Genomic DNA, 26673 nt, shown 5'->3' on the forward strand with positions numbered 1-26673 from the left:
CGCCAGCGCGCAGGTCCAGGGCGGGAGTTTGTCGCCCTCTCCGGTGGACACGGCACGGCTGCGTGCCCTCCTGGCCCGGCGGCTGCCCGAGTACATGGTGCCCTCGGTACTCGTCCCTCTGGCCTCCCTGCCTCTCACCGCCAATGCCAAGGTGGACAGAAAGGCCCTGCCGGCTCCGGACGCGGTGCTGACCTCGCCTGCCGAGTCCTACGTCGCCCCGCGCACCCCCACCGAGGAGCTGCTGTCCGGACTCTTCGCCCAGGTGCTGCGCGTGCCTCGCGTGGGCGTGCGCGACAACTTCTTCGCGCTCGGTGGCCACTCGCTGCTGGCCACGCAGCTCGTCTCCCGTGTGAGAGCCGCCATGGGTGTCGAACTGCCGCTGCGCGAGTTGTTCGCCGCCCCCACCGTCGAAGGGCTCGCCGCGCGAGTGGGTCCCACCCGTGCGCCTGCTCTCCAGGGGCAGCCGCCAGCCATCGTCCCCGTGCCTCGCACCGGCCCGCTGCCACTGTCCTTCGCCCAGCAGCGCCTGTGGTTCATCGACCAGCTCGAGCCCGGCAGTGCCACCTACAACATGCCCACCTTCGTGCGCCTCCAAGGCGCGCTGGACGTGGACTCGCTCAGGCGTGCGCTCTCCGAACTGGTTCGCCGACATGAGGCGCTGCGCACCACCTTCCACGAGCAGGAGGGACAGCCCCTCCAGCTCATTCATCCGCACGTAGCGCCACCGCTGGCCACGGTGGACCTCAGTGGGCTGGAGCCGGAAGCCGCTCGGGAGGAACTGGAGCGCGAGCTCCGCGAGGAAGCGTCGCGGCCCTTCAATCTCTCCCAGGGCCCGCTGTTGCGCGCGGGGCTGTGGAAGCTCGGGCCCACCGAGCATGTGCTCGCGCTCAACATGCACCACATCGTCTCGGACGGCTGGTCCATGGGCGTGCTGGTGCGGGAGTTGGTCGCGCTCTACGCGGCCGACGCCCAGGGCCAGACGCCTCCCCTGCCGGCACTGCCCATCCAGTACGCCGACTACGCCGTCTGGCAGCGCCAGTGGCTGCAAGGGGCCGTGCTGGAGGAGCAGCTCTCCTGGTGGCGCGAGCACCTCTCCGGGCTCGCCACGCTGGAGCTGCCGACAGACAGGCCTCGCCCACCCGTGCGGACCTTCCGTGGCGCCAAGGTCCCCGTCGCACTCTCGCGTCCCGACTCCGAGGCACTCAAGGCACTCTGCCAACAGGAAGGGGCCACGCCCTTCATGGCGCTGCTGGCCGCATTCCAGGTGCTCCTGTCGCGCTACTCCGGACAGCCGGACATCAGCGTCGGCTCGCCCATCGCCGGACGCCAGCGCGGTGAGACGGAGGGCCTCATCGGCTTCTTCGTCAACACGCTGGTGATGCGGACCCGGGTGGAAGAAGGCGCCTCGTTCCGCCACCTGCTGCGTCAGGTGAAGGAGACGGCGCTGGGCGCGTACGCACACCAGGACGTCCCGTTCGAGCGGCTGGTGGAGGAGCTTCAGGCTCCGCGCGACCTGAGCCGCCCACCGCTCTTCCAGGTGCTCTTCGCCTTGCAGAACGCGCCCATGTCCTCGGCGGACATGCCGGGGCTGAAGCTGCGCACCCTGGAGGTGGACACGCCCGCGGCCCGGTTCGAGCTGGAGCTGAACCTGGAAGAGACTCCCAGTGGCTACCAGGGCGTCCTGGGTTACAACACCGACCTCTTCGACGCCGCCACGGCCGCGCGGATGGCGGAGCACTTCCTCTCGCTGGTGGAGGCCCTCGTCTCCCGGCCCGAGGCGCCCCTGGCCTCGGCGTCCATGCTCACAGTGGCAGAACGCCAGCAGGTGCTCGTGGAGTGGAACGCCACCGCCTCCGAGTACCCGCGTGGCTCCACCCTCCCCGAGGTCTTCTCTCAGGTGGTGGCCCGCTTCCCGGACAAGGTCGCCATCGAGTTCGGGGATGCGAAGCTGACGTACCGGCAGCTCGATGAGCGCGCCAACCAGCTCGCCTGGCATCTGCGCGGCCTCGGGGTGTCCACCGACTCGCGCGTGGCCATTGCCCTGGAGCGCTCGCTCGAGCTGATTGTCTCGCTGCTGGCCATCCTCAAGGCCGGCGGCGCCTATGTCCCGCTGGACCCGTCGTATCCGCGTGAGCGCCTGGCCGCCATGCTGGAGGACTCGCGCCCGTGCGTGCTCGTCACCACACGCGAGCTGCTGGCGAAGCTTCCTGGTGCGGCGACTTCCGTCACGCACGGGCCCGCGCTCCCCACCTCGGGTGAGCGGAACGCCTCCGGGTTGGCCACGGTGCTGCTGGGGGAGGTGTCCCTGGAGGAGCTGCCGACTTCCGCTCCTCCACCCGCCGCGCTGCCCGACAGCCTCGCGTACATCGACTTCACCTCCGGCTCCACCGGCAGGCCCAAGGGCGTCGGCACTCCGCAGGCCGCAGTGCTGCGCACCCTCTTTGGTGTCGACTACGCCCACCTCGGCCCGGACGAGACGTTCCTCCTCATCGCCCCCGTCTCCTTCGACGCCTCCACCCTGGAGCTGTGGGGCCCGCTGCTCCACGGTGCTCGATTGGTGGTGTTCCCGCCGCACTCTCCTTCCGACCTGAACGAGCTGGAGTCCGTGCTGACGAAGCACGCGGTGACGACGCTCCACCTCACCTCCGGCCTCTTCACCCAGGTGGTGGACCACAACTTCGCAGCACTTCGCGGCGTCAAGCAGCTCCTCACCGGCGGCGACGTGGTGAGTGCGCCTCACGTCCGCCGGGTGCTGGAAGGAATGTCCATTCCGGTAACGGCCTGCTACGGGCCCACCGAGTCCACCCTCTTCGCCTCCTGCCACCGCATGACGGACGTCGCCCACGTCGGCACTTCCGTCCCCATCGGCAAGCCCATCGGCAACACCCAGGTGTACCTGCTGGACGCCTCGGGCCAGCCCGTGCCCGTTGGTGTCACAGGTGAGCTGTTCATCGGTGGCGACGGCCTTGCGCGCGGCTACGTGGAGCAGCCCGCCCTCACCGCCGAGCGCTTCGTGCCTGACGCCTTCTCCGGTGTTCCCGGTGCACGGCTCTACCGCACGGGCGACCTCGCGCGCTGGCGACATGACGGTGTGCTGGAGTTCCTCGGCCGCGCCGACGCGCAGGTGAAGGTGCGCGGCTACCGCATCGAACTGGCCGAGGTCGAAGCCGCCCTGCGCACCCACACCGGCGTCGCCGAGGCCCTCGCCCTCGTTCGCGAGGACGTGCCCGGGGACAAGCGGCTGGTGGGCTACGTGGTGCCGGCGGCGAAGGACGCACCATCCTCCGTGCTGGACTCCTCGCAGCTCCGTGCCTTCCTCGCGCAGCGGCTGCCCGAGTACATGGTTCCGTCAGCCGTGGTCGTCCTCGACGCCTTCCCGCTCACCGCCAACGCCAAGGTGGACCGCAAGGCCCTGCCCGCGCCGGACGCCGCTGCATCCTCCGCACACCGCTTCGTCGCGCCGCGCACTCCCACGGAGCAGGCGCTCGCCACACTCTGGGCCGAGGTCCTCCGCGTGGAGAAGGTGGGTATCACCGACGACTTCTTCGCCCTGGGCGGCCACTCGCTGCTGGCCGTGCGCCTCATGGCGCGCCTGCGCCAGCTCACCGGCCTGACGGTGCCACTGGCCACCCTGTTCCAGGCCCCCACCGTGGAGCGGCTGGCCCGGTGGGTGGAGCAACGTGGAGACGGGGCACGGTCCACTCCCAATCTCGTGCGGCTGGACTCGGGCACCTCCACGCGGAGCCCCCTCTTCCTCGTGCACGGAGGTGGTGGCGGGGTGCTCGGCTACTCCGACCTCGTCCGCCAGCTCGGCGAAGACAGGCCCGTCTACGGCCTGTCGGCCTCGGGGCTCGAAGGCGGCGAGCTGCCCGCGGCCTCCATCGAGATGCTGGCGCGCGACTACCTCTCACAGGTGCGCACCGTGCAGCCTCATGGCCCCTACCGGCTGGGAGGCTGGTCCTTTGGCGGACTCGTCGCGTACGAGATGGCCCGCCTCCTCCAGGCCGACGGCGAGCGTGTGGAAGTGCTCGCCCTCCTCGACAGCCATGCACCCACGGCCCAGGCCCGGCCCGAGCCGGACCCCCTCTCGCTCCTGGCCGGCTTCGGTCAGGTGCTCGGCCTGCCCTGGTGGAAGCTCCCGCTGGACGTGGAGCACCTGCGCCGGCTGGACGTGCGCGACGCACTGGCCTACGTGCTGGAGCAGGCGCGGCACTCCCCCTCGGGAGCGCCCGGCCTGGAGCTGTCCGCGGCGGAGCGCCTCTTCGCCGTGTACCAGCGGCTGCACGAAGCCCTGCGCCACTACGTTCCCGGCGGCACCTACACGGGCCCCACCTGGGTCTTCACGGCGGCCACACCCGGCGAGGGACACACACCCGCCGCGGACCTGGGCTGGGGGACGTGGCTCACCGAGCCGCCCTCCGTCCACGAGGTGCCGGGCGACCACTACACCCTGCTGCGCGCGCCCCACGTCACCCCGCTCGCCCGGACGCTCGCCGGGCTCCTCGACTCCGTGAAGCCAGACTCCGAGTGAGCCCACCGCCTCCCATCCCCGGAGGCGACCGGCGAACTCCCTGGCGAGGCTGCTATCCTCGCCAGGGACACGGCCCGGGCGGACGCACTCCGGGACTCACCACTCCGCTGGAGTACGCATCGTGATCGTCAACATCGAGGACCTCCGCCAGCGCGCCCGACGGCGGCTCCCCAAGGCCGTCTTCGACTACGTCGAGGGCGCCGCCGAGGACGGCTTCACGGCGGGTGCCAATCGCCGGGGCTTCGACCGCTACCTCTTCCGTGCGCGCTCGCTGGTGGACGTCAGCGTGGTGGACCGCTCCACCACGGTGCTGGGCGAGAAGCTCGCGACGCCGCTCATCCTCGGGCCCACCGGCCTGGCGGGGCTGCTGGCTCCTCGCGGCGAGGAGCTGGCCGCGAAGGGCGCCGCGAGCCGGGGCGCCCTCTTCACGCTGAGCACCATGTCCATCGGCACCATCGAGGAGGTGGCCGCCGCGGCGCCGTCACCGCTCTGGTTCCAGCTCTACGTGTGGAGGGACCGCGGCGTCACGCGCTCGCTGGTGGAGCGGGCGAAGGCGGCGGGCTACCGCGCGCTGTGCCTCACGGTGGACGTGCCGGCCATGGGCAACCGGGAGAACGACCGGCGCAATGGCTTCACCCTTCCGCCGCGCATCACCTTCACCAACCTGCTGGACGTGTTCCGTCACCTGGGCTGGGTGCTGCGGATGTCCTCCAGCCCTCGCGCCACCTTCGGCAACTTCGTGGACCTGCCCGAGCTGAAGCGCACGGATGCCGTCTCCGTCGCGCAGTTCACCAACAGCCAGTTCGACCCGTCGGTGACGTGGAAGGACGTGGAGTGGCTGCGCTCGGTGTGGCCGGGGCCGCTGGTGCTCAAGGGCATCTCCTGCGCGGAGGACGCGCGGCGCGCCGTGGAGCTGGGCGTGGAGGCGCTCGTGGTCTCCAACCACGGAGGACGGCAGCTCGACTTCCTCCCCGGAGCCGTGGACGTGCTGCCCGAGGTGGTGGACGCGGTGGAGGGGCGCAGCGAGGTCATCCTCGACGGCGGCATCCGCCGGGGCTCGGACGTGGTGAAGGCCATCGCCATGGGCGCGCGGGCCTGCATGATTGGCCGCCCGTTCCTCTACGGCCTCGCGGCCAACGGACAGGCCGGCGTGGAGCTGGCGCTGGACATCCTCTCCAAGGAGATTGACCGGACGCTGGCGCTGCTCGGCCGGCCCCGGCTGGCGGACCTGGACCGCTCGTCCCTCCGCGTGGACGCGCCCGCGCTGCTGGACTCGCCGGTGTCCCCGCTGCGGCTCGTGGAGGGGGCTCGGCGCCTGCCCGCGGGGGGCGTCCACGGGTAGACATGAAACGGCGCCGGCCCCCTCGCGAGGACCGGCGCCGGATGCAGCGGGAGCGACGAATTACGGAACGGTCGCCTTCAGCGACACGCCCGAGTACGCCGAGTAGGCGCGCACGGAGACGTACCAGGTCCCGGCGGCCGGGCTGGAGATGGAGCAGGTCTCGGCGTTGCCGCTGAGGTACGGGCGGCAGTTGTAGGAGCTCGTCGTCGGCTGCGAGCCCTGGCGGACGTAGAGGTCCGCGTCACCCGTGCCGCCGGACTGAACCACCGTCAGGCTGCTGCTGCCCGCGGGGACGGTGATGGCGAAGTGCTGCCACGTGCTGCTCGAGCCCGACAGGCCCGTCTTGTCGAGCAGCGTCGTGCTGGTGGTGGTGCCGTTGATGGTGGAGTTGATCCAGCTCTCGAAGGACGACACGCGCGAGTACATGCCGGGGTAGGCCGGATCGGCGCAGCCGTAGCCCCAGCTCACGACGCCCGCCAGCACGCGGGTGCCGTTCTTCAGCACCGTGAGCGGACCGCCGCTGTCGCCCTGGCACGAGTCCTTGCCGGGCGCGGCCGCGGCGAGCTGGTCCGCGGTGATGGTCTCATCCGGGTAGGACGCCTGCGCCGAGGCGTTGGTCAGGAGGTTCACGTCCACCGTCTGCAGCGTGGTGGGGAGCGTGCTGCCGCCGCTGGTCAGCGTGCCCCAGCCGGTAACACGCGCGACGACGCCCGCGTTGGTGACGCCCGCCGCCGCGTCCGCCGCCGTGACGATGGGGATGGCCTTCACGCTCGTGCCGCTCAGGTCCAGCGGCGTGGACAGGCGCAGCAGCGCCACGTCCTTGCCCAGCTCCGGCGTCGAGTAGCCGGAATACGTGACGACCTGGGCGACCGTGCGAACCTGCCCGCTCCCGGTGCGCGAGGTGCTGCCCGCCAGGATGCGGCCCGGCGCGGTGGTGGTGCTGCCCGACTTCACGCAGTGCTGCGCGGTCAGAATCCAGTTCGCGTTGAGCACCGAGCCACCGCAGAAGTGGGAGCCCGAGCTGCTCTGCAGAGACACCTGCCAGGGGTTCTCGGTGATCGTCGTGTTGGTGCCACCGACGATTTCCTGCTCGCCGGAGCCAACCGGCTCCTGCGGGTGCTGCTCATCCAGGACTTCCGGACCACAACCAACCAGCAGCGACATCGCGCCGGCGACTGCCCAGCGGCGCTTGGACACACCAGAGAACATGGGGGGACCTCGGTGATTGGGGGAATGAGGCTCGCGCAGTGTGAAAGCGCCTGACCCCAAAATCAACGGAATTCCTGTTGTATCAATATTTCCGTTTATTTCGGTCCTGCCTCGTCCGGGGGCTTGCGCTGGACCAAGACCGGAGACAACCTTACAGAGCGGCCGGGTGGTTGACACCCTGACAGGTCAGACCCGGGTGTTACTCCCGCCCCATGGATATGGAGACGGGCGTCGGGGAACATGGGGCAGTCATGGAACACAAACCGGCCACCTATTCGGACCTGGAGGCACTTCCCGACAACGTCGTCGGGGAGATTGTCGGTGGGGTGCTGCACGTCAGCCCACGACCAGCAGGGCCCCATGCGGTCGCGGCGTCCCGGTTGGGAATCGAGCTGGGAGGCCCATTTGACCGGGGGAGGAACGGGCCCGGAGGATGGTTCATCCTGGATGAACCGGAGCTTCACCTGGGCGAGGACGTGCTCGTCCCGGACCTGGCCGGCTGGCGCCGCGAGCGGATGCCCAGCCCTCCGAGGACCGCCGCCTACACACTCGCGCCAGACTGGGTCTGTGAAGTGCTCTCGCCCTCCACGAAGGCCCTGGACCGGAAGGAGAAGCTCCCCGTGTATGCACGCGAAGGGGTGCGGCACGTCTGGTTCGTGGACCCCGAGGCACGCACCCTGGAGGTGTTCCGGTTGGAGGGTGCGAAGTACTCACTGCTCGCGATGCACTCAGATTCGACCTTCATTCGCGCCGAGCCCTTCGAGGCCGCCGAGCTCGAGCTCGCCTATCTCTGGGGCGAGACGTAGGGCGGGAGACACCAACCTGGGGGCGGGTTGACGGGGCCCCTCGACCTCGTTACCTTGAAGTCTCCCGATGACGCACTCCACCCCGACCGCCGCGCTGTTCCGCTGCCGCTGCTGTCGGTCGTGTGCCTGTTGTGCCCTGTCGGGCCTGGGCTGTTGACGCGCGCTCCGGACCTCTCCTGAGCCTCGCGCTGTCCGCCCGGCCCGGCCTCCTCTCGAAGGAGCCGGGCCGTCTGCTTTCCACCCTGCCGCTTTCGCACCGCAGCTCCCGCGTCCCATGCCCTCGCTCTCCGTCCACGCTCCGACGTCCCAGGCGCTGACCGCCGCGCGCGGCGCGTGCTGTCTGGCGTGTGCGTGTCCCGTGTGTCCGCCCCCAGGCGGGTGCCGAGCAGCGAGGAGTGGTTAGCAGCACACCCTTTCTCGACCTTCCCTGCTCACGCGGCCCGCCCCTCTCACGAGGCGCGGGCCGTTTCTTTTTTCCACCTCCCGGAGTTCCCCCATGTCGCCGCCGCTGTCCTCCATCGCCGTCGCCGCACCTGCCCCGGCCGAAGCGCTGCTCGACGAAGCGCGCGCGCTGAAGGACGCGCCCGTGGAGGTGCTGCTCGCCTGGGTCGAGCGGCGCTTCGGCGCTCGCGCGGCCCTCGCCTCCAGCTTCGGCGTGGAGGACATGGTCCTCATCGACCTGGCGCGCCGGCACGCGCCGAGCCTGCGCATCTTCACCCTCGACACCGGCCGCCTTCCTCCCGAGACGTACGAGCTCATCGAGGTGGTCCGCAACCGCTACGGCGCCACCGTGGAGACCTTCTTCCCCGAGCGCGCCCACGTGGAGGCGCTCGAATCCACACAGGGGTACTTCTCCTTTCGCCGCAGCCTGGAGGCCCGCAGGGAGTGCTGCGCCATCCGCAAGGTCGAGCCGCTACGCCGCGCGCTCGCAGGTAGCGAGGCCTGGGTGACGGGGCTGCGCCGCGAGCAGTCCGACAACCGCGCCGCCATCGAAGTCGCCGAGCTCGACACCGAGCACGGAGGGCTGCTCAAGCTCAACCCGCTGGCCGCTTGGACCCGGAAGGACGTGTGGGCCTACATCCAGGCCAACGCCGTCCCCTACAACTCACTCCATGACCGCGGCTACCCGTCCATCGGCTGCGCGCCCTGCACGCGCGCGGTGAAGCCGTACGAGGACGCGCGCGCCGGCCGCTGGTGGTGGGAGTCCCGCGAGCACAGCGAGTGCGGCCTGCACCCGGTCCGCTGAACCCACCCCCATGACCTTCCCCCATCCCATCGACTACCCCGTCTGCCTGCGTCTGGAGGGCCGCCGCGTCCTCCTGGTGGGCGGCGGAACCATCGCCGAGGGCCGCGCCCTGGCGGTGCTCGAAGCCGGCGCACGGCTGCGCGTCGTGTCTCCCGAAGTGACCTCCACCCTGCGGCGGCTGGCTGAAGAGGGCCGCCTCGAATGGCTGCGGCGCCCCTATGCCCCCGGCGACGTGCGTGGTCATGACCTCGTGCTGGCGGCCACGGACGACGCCGACGTGGGCCCCCGCGTGGCGGAGGAGTCCCGCGCGCTCGGCATCTGGGTGAACACCGCGGACGTGCCGGAGCTGTGCGACTTCACCCTGCCCTCGGTGGGACGCCGCGGCCCCATCACCGTCGCCATCTCCACCGCCGGACAGGCACCCGCCATGGCGCGCCTGCTGCGGCGCGAGCTGATGGCGCGGGTGGCGCCGCACCACGTGTGGCTCGCGCGACTCAGCGGGTGGCTGCGCAGGCACCTGCCCGCGGGCCGGGAGCGCCAGCGGCTGCTGAAGAGGCTGGTGGAGGGAGACATCGGCGCGCTGCTGGAGCGGGGCGAGCGGAAGGCCGCGTGGGCCCACCTCCGCGCGGAACTGAAGACCTTGAAGTCCTCCGGAGAGACGACATGAGAGAGCAGGTGAAGGGACGCGTGTACCTGGTGGGAGCGGGCCCGGGAGACCCGGAGCTGCTCACCCTGCGCGCGGCCCGGCTTCTGAAGGAAGCCGACACGGTGGTGCATGACCGGCTCATCCACCCCGCCGTGCTGGAGCACGCGCGCCCCCACGCCCGGCTCATCTACGTGGGCAAGGAGGGCGGCGGCGAGTCCGTGCGGCAGGAGGACATCCACACCGTGCTCATCGCCCAGGCCCGCCTGGGGCGCCGGGTGGTGCGGCTCAAGGGAGGCGACCCATTCGTCTTCGGCCGCGGCGCGGAAGAAGCGCTCGCGCTGGAGGCGGCCGGCATCCCCTACGAGGTGGTGCCGGGACTGTCCGCCGGCATCGCCGTCCCCGCCTCGGCGGCCATCCCCGTCACCCACCGCGACGTGTCCGGAGAGGTGACGTTCGCCACCGCGCACCGGGCCGGCGGCGCGCCGGACTGGGCCTTCCTGGCGAGGGCCCGGACGCTGGTGCTCTTCATGGCGGGAGACAGGCTGGAAGAGGTGGTGCGCGCCCTCGTGTCGAAAGGCCGTGCGGCCTCCACGCCCGCCGCCGTGGTGGAGGCGGGCACCTGGGAGCACCAGCGGGTGGTGGAGTCCACCCTGGGCAACATCGCCCTCGAGGCCCGGCGCGACGGCATCGGCTCGCCGGCGCTGCTGGTGGTGGGCGAGGTGGTGGCGCTCCGCTCCCGGCTGCCCTCGCTGGTGGCGCGAGGTTCTTCAATCGCCGGGCACTCGCTGCCCCGCGTGGCGGAGGCAGGACATGAGTGAAGACACGCTGGCCGGAAGCAGGTCCCACCTGGCGGAGCTGGAGGCGGAGAGCATCCACATCCTTCGCGAGACGGTGGCGGAGTTCGCCAACCCGGTGATGCTCTACAGCATCGGCAAGGACTCGCAGGTGCTGCTGCACCTGGCGCGCAAGGCCTTCCACCCCGCCCCCCCGCCCTTCCCGCTCCTCCACGTGGACACCACCTGGAAGTTCCGGGACATGTACGCCTTCCGCGATGCCTTCGTGGCGCGGCACGGGCTGCGCCTCATCGTCCACCAGAACCGCAAGGCGCTCGCCGAGGGCATCAACCCCTTCGACCACGGCAGCCAGAAGTACACCCACGCCATGAAGACGCAGGCGCTGCTGGAGGCGCTGGCGGAGCACGGCTTCGACGCCGCCTTCGGTGGCGCGCGCCGCGACGAGGAGAAGTCCCGCGCCAAGGAGCGCGTGTTCTCCTTCCGCGACCGCCACGGCCAGTGGGACCCGCGCAGGCAGCGGCCGGAGCTGTGGAACCTCTACAACGGCCGCGTGGACGCCGGGGAGAGCATGCGCGTCTTCCCCCTGTCCAACTGGACCGAGCTGGACGTGTGGCACTACGTGCTGCGCGAGCGCATCCCCGTGGTGCCGCTCTACTTCGCCGCCGAGCGCCCCATCCTCGACCGCAACGGCACGCTGCTGATGGTGGACGACGAGCGCATGCGCCTGCGCCCCGGTGAGAAGCCCGCGCTTCGGCGGGTGCGCTTCCGGACGCTCGGCTGCTACCCGCTGAGCGGCGCCATCGAGTCCTCCGCCACCACGGTGGAGGCCGTCATCCACGAAATGGTCCACGCCCGTCAGTCCGAGCGGCAGGGCCGCCTCATCGACCACGACGAAGAGGGCTCCATGGAGCTCAAGAAGCGCGAGGGCTACTTCTAATGGACACCGCACCGCGGACGCACCTCCACCAGGACGTGCAGCACCTCCTCGACGAGCACTCCAGCCGCGAATTGCTGCGGCTCGTCGTCGTGGGCTCGGTGGACGACGGGAAGTCCACGCTCATCGGCCGGCTCCTCTACGAGTGCGACGGTCTCTTCGAGGACCAGATTTCCGCCGTGCGCCGCGCCAGCGCGAAGCGGGCCGCCGCCCGGACCGAAGTGCCCCCGGAGCTGCTCGCCCAGGGCCTGCGGGCCGCGGCCGGCGCCGAGGAGGAGGAGCTGGACTTCTCCCTCTTCACCGACGGCCTGCGCGCCGAGCGCGAGCAGGGCATCACCATCGACGTGGCCTACCGCTACCTGTCCACGTCGAAGCGCAAAATCATCATCGCCGACACGCCGGGGCACATTCAGTACACGCGCAACATGGCCACGGGCGCCTCCACGGCGGACGCGGCCGTCATCCTGGTGGACGCGCGGCTGGGCGTGCTGCCGCAGACGCGGCGCCATGCGTACATCGCCAACCTGCTGGGCATTCCGTACCTCGCGGTGGCGGTGAACAAGATGGACCTGGTGGGCTTCGACCGGGCCACCTTCGAGCGCATCGGCTCCGAGCTGGCGGACTTCGCACACACCCTGGGCTTCGAGGGCGTGCGCCTCTTCCCGGTGAGCGCCAGCCGGGGCGACAACATCACCCGCCCCAGCGCCCGCACGCCGTGGCACGAGGGCGGCACGCTGCTGGGGTGGCTGGAGTCGCTGCCGCACCAGCGCCGGTTGGACAACGCGCCCTTCCGATTCCCCGTCCAGTACGTGCTTCGTCCACACCAGGACTACCGGGGGCTCGCTGGACAGGTGGCCTCGGGCACCGTGCGCGTGGGTGACGAAGTCCAGGTGCTCCCCTCCGGTCGCCGCACGCGTGTGGCGGGCATCGATACCTTCGACGGGCCACTGGAGGAGGCCTCCGCGCCCGCCTCCGTCACCCTGCGGCTGGCGGACAACGTGGATGCCAGCCGGGGGGACCTGCTGGCCCATGTGGACGAGCCGCCGCTGGCGCTCCAGCAGCTCGACGCGATGCTGGTGTGGTTCGGCGAGCAGCCCCTGGACCCGTCGCGCCGCTACCTGGTGAAGCAGGCCACCCGCACCGCCCCCGCGCAGATGGAGCGCATCCACTGGCGCATGGAGCTGGAGGACCTGTCCGAGGAACCGGCGGAGTCGCTGGCGCTCAACGACATCGGCAAGGTGCGGCTGGTGTGCCGGCGCCCGCTGCTGTGCGACCCGTACCGGGAGAATCGCCGCACCGGGGCCTTCATCATCATCGACGCGCTCACGCATGACACGGTGGGCGCGGGCATGGTGCTCGGCCCGGCCGACACCGGGGCGCGAGGAGTGCTGGAGTCCTCCCTCATCTCCGCCGCGGAGCGGAGTGCGCGGCTGGGTCAGCCCGGCGCCATCGTGCTCCTGCCCCTGGCACCAGAGGCGGCCTCCCTGGCCTTCGCACTGGAGCGCCGCCTGTTCGACCAGGGCCGGCACGTGGCCGTCGTCGCGGGCGACGTGGAGGTGGCCCTGGCGCTGGCCGGTGCGGGGCTGGTGGCCCTGGTGCACGCCGACGCGCCCCAGGTCCGGCGTGCCCTGCGCGCCGAGACCCGTGACTCGGGCGTGGCGTGGCTGGAGGTGGATGCGGCGGAGGACCTGGCGCCGCAGGTGGACCGCCTCTTCAACCCTCGGGAGTCCTCGAAGTGAGCCCCTCGTCTTCTGGAGGCGCGCCTCGCGCCGCCCCGTCTTTCGTCTCCGCGTTGGTAGGCGAGGAGAAGGGCGCGCTGCTGCTCAAGCTGGTGGAGGGGCTCGACACCGCGGCCCTCCACTGGCTGAGCGGCTATGCGGCGGGCCTCGCGGCGCGGACTGCTGGAGCCGGGATGTCCGCTCCGGTCTCGGTGGCGGCTCCCGTGTCCGCTGCGCCCGAGGCCACTCCCGCCTCCCCGCTCACCATCATCTACGGCACGCAGACGGGGAACAGCCGGATGCTGGCGGAGCGGCTCAAGCGGCAGGTGGAGTCCGCGGGGCTACCGGTGCGCCTCTTCCGCGCCAGTGACTACCCCGTGCGCGAACTGGCCAGGGAGCGGCTGCTCTGCGTGGTCATCAGCACCCAAGGGGATGGGGACCCGCCGGATGACTCGCGCGGCTTCGTCGAGCACGTGCTGGGCAAGCGGGCTCCCCGGCTGGAGGGGCTGCGCTTCGCGGTGCTGGGCCTGGGCGACTCCAGCTACCCGAAGTTCTGCGAGGTGGGACGCGTGCTCGATGCGCGCTTCGCGGAGCTGGGCGCCACCCGGCTCGTGGAGCGCGCCGACTGCGACGTGGACTTCGAGCCCGTGGCCGGAGGTTGGCTCGACCAGGCCTTTGCCCGGGCAAAGGAGGCCCTGTCGCCTCGGGACGCGCCCATCGCCGCCGTCGTTCCCCTGCGAGGGGTTACGTCCCCGCCCGTCCACGGCAAGGAAGCTCCATTCGCCGCCGAGGTGCTGGTCAACCAGCGCATCACCGGCCGGGGCGCGCTCAAGGACGTGAGGCACCTGGAGCTGTCGCTCGAAGGCTCCGGCCTGGAGTACCTGCCCGGCGACGCGCTGGGGGTGTGGCCGCACAACCCTCCGGAGCTGGTGGACGCGTTCCTCTCCGAGCTGAAGCTGGACGGCGGCACGGAGGTGACCCGGGACGGGCGCACCCTGCCGCTGGCGAAGTGGCTGGCGGAGGAGCTGGAGCTCACGAAGCTCAGCCGGCCCTTCCTGGAGCGCCACGCCACCCTGTCGGGCAGCGAGGAGCTGCGGGGGCTGCTGAAGCCGGAGGGCACGGAGGGCTTTCGCGCGCTGCTGGCGAGCCACCAGGTCATCGACCTGCTGCGCGCACACCGGGCGCCCTGGGGTGCCGCGGAGCTGGTCCAGGCGCTGCGCCGGCTGGCGCCCCGGCTGTACTCGATTGCCTCCAGCCCGAAGCACGCGGGCGCGGAAGCGCACCTGACGGTGTCGGTGGTGGACTACACCGCCTTCGGCACACGCCACTTCGGCGCCGCCTCGTACCACCTGGCCACGCGCGCGGCCGGGACGGACAGGGTCCGCGTCTTCATCGAGCCCAACGAGCGCTTCCGCCTCCCGGAGGACGGAGACAGGGACGTGCTGATGATTGGCCCCGGCACGGGCGTGGCGCCCTTCCGAGCCTTCGTGCAGGAGCGCGCAGAGGTGGGCGCGCGCGGCCGCAACTGGCTCTTCTTCGGCGAGCAGCACTTCCGCACGCAGTTCCTCTACCAGGTGGAGTGGCAGGAGGCCCTGAAGAAGAAGACGCTGCACCGGCTGTCGCTCGCCTTCTCGAGAGATCACGCGGAGAAGGTCTACGTGCAGCACCGCCTGCGCGAGGCCGGGCGCGAGGTCTACGAGTGGCTGGAGGGCGGCGCGTCCCTCTACGTCTGCGGCGACGCCCAGCGCATGGCCCCGGACGTCCACGCGGCGCTGGTCGACATCGTCTCCATGCACGGCGGAAGGAGCCGCGAGGACGCGGAGGCCTGGCTCCAGGGCCTGCGCGACCAGCGGCGCTACCTGCGCGACGTCTACTGAACCCCTTGTGATTGTGAGCCCCTGACATGAGCACCCAGCCCAAGCCCCTCTCCGAGGTGGAGCACATCAAGACGCAGAGCCGCCTGCTGCGCGGCACGCTGGCGGAGAGTCTGGTGGACCCGGTGACGGGCAGTATCGCCACGCCGGACACCAGCCTCATCAAGTTCCACGGCAGCTATCAGCAGGACGACCGTGACCTCCGCGAGGAGCGCCGGCAGCAGAAGCTGGAGCCGGCCTACAGCTTCATGCTCCGCACGCGTCTGCCCGGCGGCGTGTGCACGCCGGCCCAGTGGCTGGCCATGGACGCACTGGCCCGCGAGCACGCCAACCACACGCTGCGCATCACCACACGGCAGGCGTTCCAGCTCCACGGCGTCCTCAAGGACGACCTCAAGCCCACCATCGCCCGCATCAACGCGGCGCTGATGGACACGCTGGCCGCGTGCGGCGACGTCAACCGCAACGTGCTGTGCAACCCCAACCCCGTGGACTCGCGCATTCACGAGACGGTGTACCAGTGGGCCGTGCGCATCTCCGAGCACCTGCTCCCCAGGACGCGCGCCTACTACGAGATATGGCTGGACGGCGAGAAGGTGGCCGGCGGCGAGGAAGAGCCCATCTACGGACCCACCTACCTGCCCCGGAAGTTCAAGACGGCCGTGGCCGTTCCGCCCCTGAACGACGTGGACGTCTTCGCTCAGGACCTGGGCTTCATCGCCATCATCGAGAAGGGAGGGCTGGCCGGCTTCAACGTCTCGGTGGGTGGCGGCATGGGCGCCACGCACGGGGATGCGGCCACGTATCCGCGGGTGGCGGACGTGGTGGGCTTCATCCCTCCGGAGAAGACACTCGCCGTCGCCGAGGAGGTGGTGAAGCTCCACCGCGACTTCGGGGACCGGAGCAACCGCAAGCATGCGCGCCTGAAGTACGTCCTGGAGGAGCGCGGCGTGCCCTGGTTCACCGCGGAGCTGGAGCGGCGGCTCGGCTTCGCCCTGGAGCCCGCGCGGCCGTTCGCCTTCGAGCACAACGGGGACCGCTTCGGCTGGGTGGAAGGCCATGACGGGAAATGGCACCTCACGCTGCACCTGGACAGCGGTCGCGTGGCGGACCTGCCCGGAGCGCCGCACCTCACGGGCCTGCGGGAGATTGCCCGTATCCATCAGGGCGACTTCCGGCTCACGGCGAACCAGAACCTCATCATCGCCAACGTGCCGCCGGAGGCTCGGGGCGCCATCGATGCGCTCGTCGTCCGGCACGGGCTGGATGGCTTCCAGCGCGCCAGCCCCCTGCGCCGCAACGCGCTGGCCTGCGTGGCGCTGCCCACATGCGGGCTGGCCATGGCCGAGGCCGAGCGCTACCTGCCGGCCTTCGTCGAGAAGCTGGAGGCGCGGCTGGTGGCGCATGGGCTGCGGGATGCCAACCTCCTGCTGCGCATCACCGGGTGCCCGAATGGGTGCGCGCGGCCGTACCTGGCGGAGGTGGGGCTCGTGGGCAAGGCACCGGGCCGGTACAACCTCCACCTGGGTGGCGACGTGCGCGGGCAGCGGCTGAATCGGCTGTACCGGGAGAACATCGACGAGGAGGGCATCCTCGCCGCGCTGGAGCCGCTGCTGGCCGCATATGCACGCGAGCGGATGGCGGGTGAAGGCTTCGGCGACTACGTGGTGCGGACCGGCCACGTCCCGGCGTCACCGCGGAGGGTGACGCCGAACGCCGCGGCTTGAGCGTGTTCCGACGCCTCGGTCCTCACCTTCGCGCGGGTGGCAGGCAGGCCAGGGGAAGGGCCCACAGCTCCTCCCCTGTCACGGTGTCGTCCGAGGAGAAGAACACCCGCGTGCCCGAGGCGGTGAACCCGCGCGGGAACGAGGAGAGGAGGCCCGGCACGAGGTCCACGACGCGCACCGTGCCCGCCTCCGTCCCATCGCTCCTCCACGGCTCTCGGCCCGCGCCCGCGTCGAAGGCGGTGAAGAACAGCCAGTCGCCCACCGCCGTCAGGTCCGCCGGCTTCGAGCCCTCGGGCCCCGGGACGATGTCCTTCACCCGCCGCGTCCCCGCGTCCGTGCCGTCCGTCCGCCACAGCTCCCCGTCCTCGTCGTCCGCGAGGTTGAGGAAGAAGACCTGCCGGCCCACGGCCACCAGCGAGAAGGGCCGTGGGGACACGCTCCCCACCAGGACGGTCCCCTCCTCCGTCCCGTCGCTCTTGTAGAGCCGCAGCTCGAAGTCCGGCCCCGGGCGGTAGGCGGCGAAGAAGACCGTGTCGCCCACCCCCACGAAGCCTTCCGGATAGGAACCCTCGCTCCCCGGGAAGATGTCCTTCACCAGCCGCGTCCCCGCCAGCGTCCCGTCGGTGACGAACAGCTCGCGCCCACCACCGGCCTCCGGAGAGGCGGCGAAGTAGAGCTTGCTGCCCACCGGCGTCAGGAAGACGGGATTCGAGCTCCCAGCTCCCGGCACCAGGTCCGCGAGCCGGTACGTGCCGGCCTGCGTCCCGTTGCTCCGCCACAGCTCCAGCCCCCCCGCCGGGTCCCAGGCCGCGAAGAGCAGCAGGCGCCCCAGCGCCACGAGCTGCCAGGGCTCGCCGTCGCCCTTCACCCGCGTCGTCCCGCCCCGCGTCCCATCGCTCTTCCACAGCTCCGTGCGGAAGTCCGGCGTCCGGACGAGGAAGAAGAGCTTGCCGTCCACCACCGTCAGCTCGCGTGGCTCCGAGCCCTCGGGGCCCGGGAGGATGTCCTCGACCAGCCGCGTCCCGGCCGCGGTGCCATCGCTCTTCCACAGCTCGCGCCCATGCACTCCATCGTCCGCGGTGAAGTAGAGCAGTCCTCCCACCGGGGTCAGCTCGCGCGGGAACGCGCTGGCCGCCCCGGGAGCGATGTCGTCCACACGCCGGGTGCCGCCCCGGGTGCCATCGCTCCGCCACAGCTCGTTTCCGATGCGTCCGTCGTTCGCGGAGAAGTAGAGCGTCCCCCGCATGTCCACCAGGCCCCCTGGCATGGAGTCCTCGGTGCACGCGGCGATGTCCCGGACCTGGTAGGCGCCCTTGCAGGTCGACCAGGAGGCGGAGGTCTCGGACGCTTCTGACTCACCGTCCACCGGTCCGGCCTGGGGCGCCCCAGCCTCGACGACTTCGGAGGACGTGCAGCCCACCAGCATTCCCGGGAGGACGAGCAGCAGCAGCGCCAGGAGCGGCCACGCCCGGTACCGCCACCGGCGCACCAGCCCCAGCGCGAGCACGGGCAGCCCCAGCAGGGCCCAGAGGCCGTGTGTCCCCGGTGAGCCCCCGGCCTCCGAGGCCCCCAGGCTCGCTCCCTGTCCGCCGCCCATGACACCCAGGCGGCCCGAGGGTGCCGCCGCATCGGGCAGACACGCCTCGCTCAGCGAGGCCAGCGGCAGGGACCAGAGCTCACCGCCGATGTTCTCGTCGAAGGCCAGGAAGAAGACGGAGTCGCCCAGGACGGTGAAGGCGCGAGGCCCCCTATGGCGAGGCCCTCCCGTCACCGCGCGTATCCGGTACGTGCCGGCTTCCGTCCCGTCACTCCGCCACAGCTCGTCACGGCCCCGCTCGTCGCGGGCGGAGAACACGAGCGTCCCCGCCACCTCCGCCAGCCAGGACGGCGTCGAGTCGCCGGAGCCGGGGTGGATGTCCTTGACGAGCAACGTGCCCTCCGCCGTGCCATCGCTCCTCCACAGCTCGGTGCCGTGCACACCGTCATCCGCGTCGAACATCAACACGCCGCCCAGGGCCAGGCGGAAACGGGGGAGGTCGATGTCGGGGAACGAGTCCGTGGGACCCGGGTAGATGTCCTCGATGAGGAAGGTTCCGGCCTCCGTTCCGTCACTGACCCACGGCTCCTCGCCGTGCTCCAGCGTGTGGCCGAAGAAGAAGAGGCGCCCGCCGGCCGCGATGAGGCCGATTGGAGAGCCCCAGCCGGGACCGGGCTGGATGTCCTCGACGAGCACCGTGCCGGCCTCCGTCCCATCGCTCTTCCAGAGCTCGCGGCCGTGCGGCTCGTCGGAGGCGGAGAAGTAGAGCGTGTCCCCCACCGGCGTCAGGAGGAAGGGATACCCACCCTCCGAGCCGGGGACGATGTCCCTGACGAGCACCGTGCCCGCGGCCGTCCCATCGCTCTTCCACAGCTCCTCACCGTGCGTCCCGTCGTCGGCCCTGAAGAAGAGCGTGCCGCCCACGGAGGCCAGGGAGTCGGGCCACGAGCTCGCGGGCCCCGGGGCGATGTCCGCCACCCGGTACGTGCCAGCCTCCGTCCCGTCGCTCCGCCACAGCTCGCGCCCGCCGGTTCCATCCTCCGCCGCGAAGAAGAGGACTCCCTCCACGAGCAGCATCCCCGAGAGCCCCGAGCCCTCCAGGCCCGGGTTGATGTCCTTGACGAGCACCGTGCCCTCCGCCGTGCCGTCGCTCCTCCACAGCTCATGGCCATGGACGCCGTCGTCGGCCCGGAAGAGGAGGACGCCGCCCAGCACCACCAGCGGGCGGGTGGCGAGCCACAGCTCGTCGTCGACGTCCGTCACCCCACTGTCAGGCCCGGGATGGATGTCCCTGACCATGAACGTCCCCGCGGCCGTCCCATCGCTCCGCCACAGCTCGCGGCCGTGGGCCAGGTCCGCCGCACTGAAGTAGAGCGTGCCCCCCATTTCGACGAGCGCGGCGGGAATGCTCGACCTCCTGCCGAAGTCGATGTCCACGACCGGCAGGGCCGGCGCACACCTCGGCGCCGGGCATACCGGCACGGGCTCCCAATTCGCGGAAGGAGGTGACACTTCCGACGCCACGCCGGCCCCGGGCAGAAGACAGACAACGGCTACCGCCAGGAGCAAACACCTACCCAGTCGCGACATGGCATCCCCTCAGGCGTGCGAAGGCTTGCACCACCTCGAAGTGCCTAGATGCGACAGGGATTGGGTCCGGGACAACCCGCCCAAAGGGGAGGGCCTGGAGCCTTCCATCCACCATGGAAGGATTCAGCCAGCGCTCGATGAATCTCCGCCCCGCACCGCGGTGAGCAGCAGGTCGTACTTGCCGCCAAGCCAGGTGCGGAAACCATGCTGGTGCAGATAGCGCCGGTAGAAGGAAAGGTCCTTCACCAGCAGCGAGAGGTCCGGCTCGCGCAGGTTGCGCACCCGGGCACCGTAGACGACCTCCCCGTCACGGAAGCGTGAGTTGGGAAATCCCAGCACGAACGCGGCCTGGGGCTCGAGGTGCTCCTGCACGAGCTTGCGCAGCAGCGCGTGGTCGTCCACGCCGGGGCTCTGCAACGTGCCCACCGACACCACCAGGTGGAAGCGCCCGAGGTCCGCCGGCAGGGCGTTGAGGTCCGCGAGGACGAAGCGGTGGCGCGCGTCGGGGAAGCGGGCCCGCGCCTCGGCGAGCGCGCTGGCACCGTGGTCCACTCCGACGAAGGTGACGTCCGGTGCCCCTTCGAGCCAGGCGAAGGCGGCCAGCTCGTCACCCCGGTTGACGCCCAGGTCCAGCACCCGCGCACCGGGAGGCAGCTTCAGGCGCCCGAGCGCCTCCAGCCAGGGCAGCAGGAAGCCCGCGTCCTCCAGCTTGCGCACCCGGGCGAACGCGGAGCCCGTCCCGTAGCGCTCTTGCGGGGGATGCGCCTCCTCGGTTTTCTCCCCTCCCGCGTGCCAGGGCGCCTCGGCGCCGAGCCGCTCGAACGTGAGCGCCACGTGGGTGGCGTCCACGGTGCGCGGCGTGAGGAGCCGGCAGGAGAGCCCCTCCGCCAGGTCACACCAGCTCCGCAGCGGCCGGTGCACGAGCCCACCGCCCGGCCCTGCCCGCTCGCCCGGATAGCAGCCCCGGCCGAGGTCCGGGTCGGGCACCTCGATGCGCGCGCCGCCGGCCCGGAGCTCCTCGCGGAGGTGGCGGAGGATGTCGATGAGCGGCTCATCGTGGAAGCGCCTCGGACGCGGGGAGGAATCGGTGGGGCTCGACATGACGCGGACCGTATTCGACCGCGGCGCGGGCGTCAGGGCGCATGTGGCCCCATGCATGCTTGCCCTCCAGGCGGTGGGCCATTCCGCACGGCCTCGCGGGCGGTGGGCCGATAACAATTGCCTGGGTTCCTCTGTCGTAAAGCGCGCTCTTCCCCCGCCCGCTCCCCTCTCCCGGACTGACGTCCCCCCGCCGGTCGGCTTTCCTTCACCCCATGAGCACACACATCGTCGACAACCCGTACACTGGCGACGTCGCCGCCTCCGTCGAGCCCACCTCGCCCGCGCAACTGGAGGCCGTGCTGGAGCGGGCCCGGGGTGGCGCGAGAGCGCTCCGCGCGATGAGCGTGGAGGAGCGCGTGAAGCGGGTGTTGCGCGCCTGCGAGGCGATGGAGAAGCGTACCGAGGCCATCGCCCGCGACATCACCCGGCAGATGGGCAAGCCGCTCGCCCAGGCGCGGGGAGAGGTGGGTGGCATGGCGGGACGGCTGCGCCACATGGCCTCCATCGCCGCCGAGTCGCTCGCGGACACCGTCCTCCCGCCCAAGGAGGGCTTCGAGCGGCGCATCGCCAGGGAGCCGCTCGGCGTGGTGCTGGACCTGCCCGCGTGGAACTACCCGCTGCTCACGGCGGTGAACGCCGTGGCCCCGGCCGTGCTCGCGGGCAACGCGGTCATCATGAAGCACTCCCCGCGCACCCCGCTCTGTGGCGAGCACTTCGCCCGCGCCTTCGCGGAGGCCGGTGCACCCGACGGCACCGTGCAGGCCATCTTCCTGGACTACGCCGCGACGGAGAAACTCGTCGGTGACGCGCGCATCGACCACGTGCTCTTCACCGGCTCCGTCCTCGGCGGGCACAAGCTGCAGGCGGCCGCGAAGGACCGCTTCCTGCACATCGGCCTCGAGCTGGGCGGCAACGACCCGGCCTACGTCGCGCCCGACTGCGACTTCGACAAGACGGTGGAGAACATCGTCGACGGCGCCATGTACAACGCCGGGCAGAGCTGCTGCGCGGTGGAGCGCGTGTACGTGCACCAGTCGCTGTACCAGCGCTTCGTGGACGCCGTGGAGCCGCTCGTGCGCGCGTATGTGCTGGGAGACCCGGAGTCCGACAAGACGACGCTCGGCCCCATTGCCCAGCCCTGGCACCCGGCCGAGCTGCGGGCGTTCGTCCAGGACGCCACCAGCCGCGGCGCGCAGCTCCTCCACGGGGGCCGTGCGACGCAGGTCCATGGGAAGGGCCGCTTCTTCGAGCCGACGCTGCTCAAGGACGTGAGCGCCGACGCCCGGGTGATGCGCGAGGAGTCCTTCGGGCCGCTGCTGCCCATCACCCCGGTCCGCTCCGACGAGGAGGCCCTGGCGCTGATGAACGCGTCCAGCCTGGGGCTCACCGCGAGCGTCTGGACGTCCGACCGCGACCGCGCCGACCGGCTTGCGCGGCAACTGGAGGCCGGCACCGTCTACATGAACCGCTGCGACTCGCTGGACCCCGCGCTGCCTTGGAGCGGCGTGAAGGACTCCGGACGGGGTGTGACGCTGAGCGCGCTCGGCTTCGACGCGCTGACGCGGCCGAAGGCCCTCCACTACCGGCTTCGGTTCTGAGTGAGAGGCTGTCCCGAGCAGCCGCGCGCAGCGGCGCCAGCCGCCGTCACGCCCGCCCCAGCGCCTCCGCCAGCCGGGGCAGCACGTCTCCGGCCCGCGCCTCCACGCGCACGTCCGCCAGCTCCACGCCTCGGCACTCGCCGATGTTGACGATGGCGATGGGCATGCGGCGCTCCGAGGCGCGCACCAGGAAGCGGTAGCCGGAGAAGATGGCCAGCGACGAGCCCACGATGAGCAGCGCGTCGCCCTCCTCCACCAGGGAGAAGGCGGCCTCCACCGTGGGCGCCGGCACGTTGTCTCCGAAGAACACCACGTCCGGCTTCAGCGTCCCGCCACAGCCCAGGCACCCCGGCACGTGGAAGGACGACAGCAGCTCCGAGGACAGCTCCGCGTCACCGTCCGGACGCAGCTCCAGCACCTGGTGCGTGAAGCCGGGGTTGAGCGCCAGCAGCCGCTCCTGGAGCTCCGCCCTCGGCTCAGGTGCGCCACAGTCCAGGCAGCGGACCCGCGCCAGCGCGCCGTGCAGCTCGATGATGCGCGAGCTGCCGGCGGCGTGGTGCAGCCGGTCCACGTTCTGGGTGATGAGCCCCGGCACGTGCCCGTTCCGCTCCAGCTCCGCCAGGGCGTGGTGCGCGGCGTTCGGCTTCGCCGCGGAGAAGCGCGGCCAGCCGAGCAGGCTCCGCGCCCAGTAGCGCGCGCGGGTCTCCGGCCGCGTCAGGAACTCGCGGTGCTGGATGGGGTTGCGCGCTCGCGCCCGCGTCCCCGGCCCCCGGTAGTCCGGGATGCCTGACTCGGTGCTGCACCCGGCGCCGGTGAGCACCACCGTGCGCCGGCCGCGGAGCAGTGAAACGAGGGCTTCCATGCCCCCGGTCGCTTCCGGGGCAGGCAGGGCATCGAGCGAGGAGGTCATTTCGCGCCGTATATAATGATGCGGGCTTCGCGGCGCCGGACGCCCGCCTTCCCTGACTCCGCCTGCACAGGGAAGGCAGCGCAAGTCCCTGGAGCGTCAGGGGGTGCCGCTGGCCGCACTCGCCGCGCCCGGCAGGGTGCCGTAGTCGAGGACGGCCGTCGCGTTCATCTCCGGGATGGCCAGCCGACGCAGCCCGCGGTCCCTCCAGTGCAGGAGCAGCAGCGAGGGGTCCTCCAGGGGCACGTCGAAGGTGTAGGACAGGCGCTTGATGCCACGCGCGTCCGCCTCCACCACCTTCACCGTCAGGCCGTCGAGCTTCACCTCATCCCCCTGCTTCAGCGCGAAGGCGCCGCCGCGGTGGACGCGCTCGTAGATGGTGTCGAAGAAGCGTTCCCTCGTCAGCTCCACCTCCAGCGTGTTGGGGCCGATGCGGGTGGCTCGCTGGATGTCGAAGGCATAGGACAGGGTCCACCACGAGCGGGGCAGCCTGTGCCCCTTCGCCCACCAGGCGATGGAGGTGTAGAGGGACAGGTTCGGGCTGGGCATGGTGAGCACCGCCACGCGCTGGCCGGGCAGGGCCGCCACGTCCAGGTCCTGCTCGAGCTGTTTATGGACCCGGGCCATGTTCGCGCCGATGCCTCCCATGGTGCGCCCGGCGTTGAGCCAGGCCACCGGCGCCAGCAGGATGTGCGTCAGAGCCAGCACGCCGGCGGCACCGGCGAGGACGCGCCAGCCTCCGGAGCGCGCGCGGTTGCGCCAGACGTGCGTCAGCACCATGGCGATGATGGCGGTGCCGCCCAGGCTGGGCACCAGCAGCAGGCGGTCTCCCTGGATGGTGGAGGACACCGGCACCATCGACAGGAGGGCTCCGGCCAGCAGCCAGCGCGAGTGACGGCGCTCATCCTCCGAAAGGTGGGGCCACACAGCGCGCAGCATCCCCCCCACCAGGGCAAACCCGCCGAGTCCGACGGCCACGGCGAGGAGGTCCATGTCCGGCCCCATGAGCGTCAGCTCCGTCGGGATGCTCAGCAGCAGTCCCCAGAGCATGGCGGGGATGCGGACCGACGCCGCCTTCAGCCAGGCCACCGGCTGCGCCACCGGGTCCACATACAGGTCCGAGCCGAAGGAGCCGTAGCCCAGCTTCTTGTAGAGGGCCAGGTAGGCCAGCGCGAGCACCGCCGCGGGCGCCACCGCCAGCAGCCGCTGGCGCCAGGGGCCCTTCGCGCCCAGCAACTCATAGGCGAGCACGTAGGCGAAGACGCCCAACGCCGTCTCTCCGCCCGTCAGGCCCACGGCCAGCGCCAGCAGCGACAGGGGCGCGGCCCACCCGCGGCCGTGCTCGCGCCACTCCATGTGGAGCCACAACCCCACGAGCGCGGGCAGCGTGGACACCATCGCGTTGCGGTTGCACCACCAGGCCAGCGGCACCGCATGCGAGTCGTCGATGGCGAAGAGCACCAGCGCCAGCGCCCCCACCGCCCCGGCCAGCGTGCGCCGCATCAGCAGGGCGAACACCGCCACCAGCGCCAGGTACCAGAGCAGCGAGTGGACGTGGTACGCCGTCGTGTTTTCTCCGAAGAGGGCGTAGTCCGCCGCCATCGTCACGCTGGTCAGCGGCCGCCAGAACGCGAGCTTCAGCTCCGGCAGCGTCCACCAGGGGAAGACACCCTTCTGCACCAGCGGCCGCGCGATGTCCGGGTCGCCCACGATGAAGCGGTAGAGGTCGAAGGTGCTGTTGGCCAGCGGCGCCGGCGCCTCGCGCCCCGCGACGATGCCCAGGTAGATGAAGTCGTCGCCAAAGAGCCCCACCTGGAACGCCGGCAGCGACACCAGGACGGCCGCCCCCAGCGCGAGCCAGAGGACGCGGGGCCACGCCAGCAAGCGGCTGGCAAGAGAAGCCTTTTCTACAGGAGTATCTGGGTTTTCCATCAAGGCGCATCTCAACACCAGGTGCGCTGGAAAGGCCATCTCCCCCTGGGGACTACCTCCGCGCGGAGAGGCGCCGAAGGAAGGTGGGCGCCACGAGGAAGATGAGGAGGAGGCGTCCCACCTGGACGGCGAGTACGAGTGACAGGGTGGCCTGCGTCCCCAGGGCGATGGCGAGCAGCGAGTCCGCGCCTCCGGGCGAGGTGGCGAAGTACGTGGTGAGCAGGTCCACGCCGCTCGCCGCGGACCAGCCCCAGGCGAGCAGCAGGCAGCCGCCCACCATGGCCAGCGCGGCGGCCACGGCGACGAGCGCGGCACGCCGCAGCTCGTGCACGGCCGAGGCGTCGAACTGGCTGCCCACGCGCGCGCCGAGCACCCACAGTGACAGCGGCAGCACCCCGGGAGGCCACGCCCCCACCGGCAGGCCCAGGGCCGTGAGGGGAATGCCCAGCAGCACGGGGCCGAGGAAGACGCCTGCCGGCAGCTTCAGCCGCGCGCCCAGCCAGCCTCCCACGGCGGTCACGAGGGCCGTGGTTCCCCAGGCCTGCCATGCCGGGGGCGCACCGGGCAGCTCCGCGGCACTGGCGAGCCGCACGTCGGGCGAGTCCCCGGCCCACCGCCCCACCAGCACCGCCACGAGGATGACGAGGGAGAGGCGCACGTACTGGAAGAGCGTCACCAGCCGCGAGTCGGTGCCCAGCTCCTCGCTGAGGGCAATCATCGCCGAGGCCCCGCCCGGCATCAGTCCCAGGGTGGCGGTGCGGGCGTCCAGGTGTCCCAGCCGCGCGCACACCAGCGCCACGCCCTGGGCGACGGCCACCACGCCCACCACGGCGGCCAGCGCCACGGGCCAGTGCTCGGCGAGCGCGGCCCACGCCTCCGGCCGGAAGGAGGAGCACATGGCCCCGCCCAGCACGGCCTGCGCCATCACCAGCAGGGGGCGGGGCACCGGCACGTGGGCGTCCAGCACCAGCGCACCCGCAATCGACACCAGCATCGCGCCCAGCAGCGCACCGGCGGGCAGTTGGGTGGCCTCGGCCAGGGCCGCGCCGAGCAGCGACGCCACGGTGACGGCCGCCACGCGCCCGCGCGACGTGCCTCCGGGCCCGGAGTCCTTCGTCATGAGGCCCGCGAAGGTACCAGCAGCGCACCGCCCGCGCCGGGTGGGGAGGACCCGGGCCATC

The 26673-nt window shown here is 71.4% G+C and carries 17 protein-coding genes; 11 read left to right on the top strand and 6 right to left on the bottom strand.

Annotated features, from left to right (window positions below; translation table 11 throughout):
* The first annotated feature begins 28 nt into the window (after positions 1 to 28).
* Together K8638_RS38330 and K8638_RS38335 are read left to right on the top strand one after the other, a co-directional pair.
* Complete coding sequence (locus tag K8638_RS38330; protein WP_223759692.1) at positions 29 to 4531, top strand: non-ribosomal peptide synthetase; 4503 nt, start codon at positions 29 to 31, stop codon at positions 4529 to 4531.
* 121 nt (positions 4532 to 4652) lie between these two features.
* A complete protein-coding gene (locus K8638_RS38335; RefSeq protein ID WP_223759693.1) occupies positions 4653 to 5873 on the top strand; it encodes an alpha-hydroxy acid oxidase in 1221 nt (406 codons plus the stop codon).
* Positions 5874 to 5933: 60 nt separating this feature from the next.
* On the opposite strand, the gene K8638_RS38340 is transcribed toward K8638_RS38335, so the two are convergent.
* Positions 5934 to 7082, bottom strand: coding sequence for a trypsin-like serine protease (locus K8638_RS38340; RefSeq protein ID WP_223759694.1), 1149 nt, complete (start codon positions 7080 to 7082; stop codon positions 5934 to 5936).
* Between the two features lie 251 nt (positions 7083 to 7333).
* Here K8638_RS38340 and K8638_RS38345 point away from each other — a divergent pair, with 251 nt between their 5' ends.
* The 8 genes from K8638_RS38345 to cysI all read left to right on the top strand — a co-directional run bounded on the left by K8638_RS38345 (position 7334) and on the right by cysI (position 16827).
* Positions 7334 to 7888 carry a Uma2 family endonuclease gene (locus K8638_RS38345; protein WP_223759695.1) on the top strand — a complete coding sequence of 185 codons (555 nt, stop codon included), beginning with the start codon at positions 7334 to 7336 and terminating at the stop codon, positions 7886 to 7888.
* A 496-nt stretch (positions 7889 to 8384) separates the two neighbouring features.
* Complete coding sequence (locus K8638_RS38350) at positions 8385 to 9134, top strand: phosphoadenylyl-sulfate reductase (RefSeq protein ID WP_223759696.1); 750 nt, start codon at positions 8385 to 8387, stop codon at positions 9132 to 9134.
* Positions 9135 to 9144: 10 nt separating this feature from the next.
* Entirely contained in the window at positions 9145 to 9801 is a 657-nt protein-coding gene (locus K8638_RS38355; protein WP_223759697.1) for a bifunctional precorrin-2 dehydrogenase/sirohydrochlorin ferrochelatase, read from the top strand.
* Complete coding sequence (cobA, locus tag K8638_RS38360; RefSeq protein WP_223759698.1) at positions 9798 to 10598, top strand: uroporphyrinogen-III C-methyltransferase; 801 nt, start codon at positions 9798 to 9800, stop codon at positions 10596 to 10598. The genes K8638_RS38355 and cobA overlap by 4 nt, the downstream gene beginning before the upstream one ends.
* A 7-nt stretch (positions 10599 to 10605) precedes the next feature.
* Entirely contained in the window at positions 10606 to 11511 is a 906-nt protein-coding gene (cysD, locus tag K8638_RS38365) for a sulfate adenylyltransferase subunit CysD (protein ID WP_370644224.1), read from the top strand.
* On the top strand, positions 11511 to 13247 hold the full coding sequence (locus K8638_RS38370) for a GTP-binding protein (RefSeq protein WP_223759700.1): 1737 nt from the start codon (positions 11511 to 11513) through the stop codon (positions 13245 to 13247). The genes cysD and K8638_RS38370 overlap by 1 nt, the downstream gene beginning before the upstream one ends.
* Positions 13244 to 15103, top strand: a complete 1860-nt coding sequence (locus tag K8638_RS38375; RefSeq protein WP_223759701.1) for an assimilatory sulfite reductase (NADPH) flavoprotein subunit — start codon at positions 13244 to 13246, stop codon at positions 15101 to 15103. Before K8638_RS38370 ends, K8638_RS38375 begins: the two co-directional genes overlap by 4 nt.
* A 26-nt stretch (positions 15104 to 15129) precedes the next feature.
* On the top strand, positions 15130 to 16827 hold the full coding sequence (cysI, locus tag K8638_RS38380; protein ID WP_223759702.1) for an assimilatory sulfite reductase (NADPH) hemoprotein subunit: 1698 nt from the start codon (positions 15130 to 15132) through the stop codon (positions 16825 to 16827).
* A gap of 22 nt (positions 16828 to 16849) precedes the next feature.
* Here the strand turns inward: cysI and K8638_RS38385 are convergent, their stop codons facing one another.
* The gene (locus K8638_RS38385) at positions 16850 to 19801 is read right to left on the bottom strand and encodes an ELWxxDGT repeat protein (RefSeq protein ID WP_223759703.1); all 2952 of its coding nucleotides are present in this window, start codon (positions 19799 to 19801) and stop codon (positions 16850 to 16852) included.
* Positions 19802 to 20077: 276 nt separating this feature from the next.
* On the bottom strand, positions 20078 to 21055 hold the full coding sequence (locus K8638_RS38390; protein ID WP_223759704.1) for a bifunctional 2-polyprenyl-6-hydroxyphenol methylase/3-demethylubiquinol 3-O-methyltransferase UbiG: 978 nt from the start codon (positions 21053 to 21055) through the stop codon (positions 20078 to 20080).
* 212 nt (positions 21056 to 21267) lie between these two features.
* Here K8638_RS38390 and K8638_RS38395 point away from each other — a divergent pair, with 212 nt between their 5' ends.
* A complete protein-coding gene (locus K8638_RS38395; RefSeq protein WP_223759705.1) occupies positions 21268 to 22653 on the top strand; it encodes an aldehyde dehydrogenase family protein in 1386 nt (461 codons plus the stop codon).
* Between the two features lie 46 nt (positions 22654 to 22699).
* On the opposite strand, the gene K8638_RS38400 is transcribed toward K8638_RS38395, so the two are convergent.
* From K8638_RS38400 to K8638_RS38410, 3 genes are all read right to left on the bottom strand, one after another.
* Positions 22700 to 23563: an NAD-dependent protein deacetylase gene (locus tag K8638_RS38400; RefSeq protein ID WP_223759706.1), complete on the bottom strand. Its 864-nt coding sequence runs from the start codon at positions 23561 to 23563 to the stop codon at positions 22700 to 22702.
* A 96-nt stretch (positions 23564 to 23659) separates the two neighbouring features.
* Positions 23660 to 25444: a hypothetical protein gene (locus K8638_RS38405; protein WP_223759707.1), complete on the bottom strand. Its 1785-nt coding sequence runs from the start codon at positions 25442 to 25444 to the stop codon at positions 23660 to 23662.
* A 100-nt stretch (positions 25445 to 25544) separates the two neighbouring features.
* Positions 25545 to 26612, bottom strand: coding sequence for an AbrB family transcriptional regulator (locus K8638_RS38410; RefSeq protein WP_223759708.1), 1068 nt, complete (start codon positions 26610 to 26612; stop codon positions 25545 to 25547).
* Positions 26613 to 26673: the final 61 nt, after the last annotated feature.

The sequence above is a fragment of the Myxococcus sp. RHSTA-1-4 genome, assembly GCF_020037125.1.
In the GTDB taxonomy this organism is placed as follows: domain Bacteria; phylum Myxococcota; class Myxococcia; order Myxococcales; family Myxococcaceae; genus Myxococcus.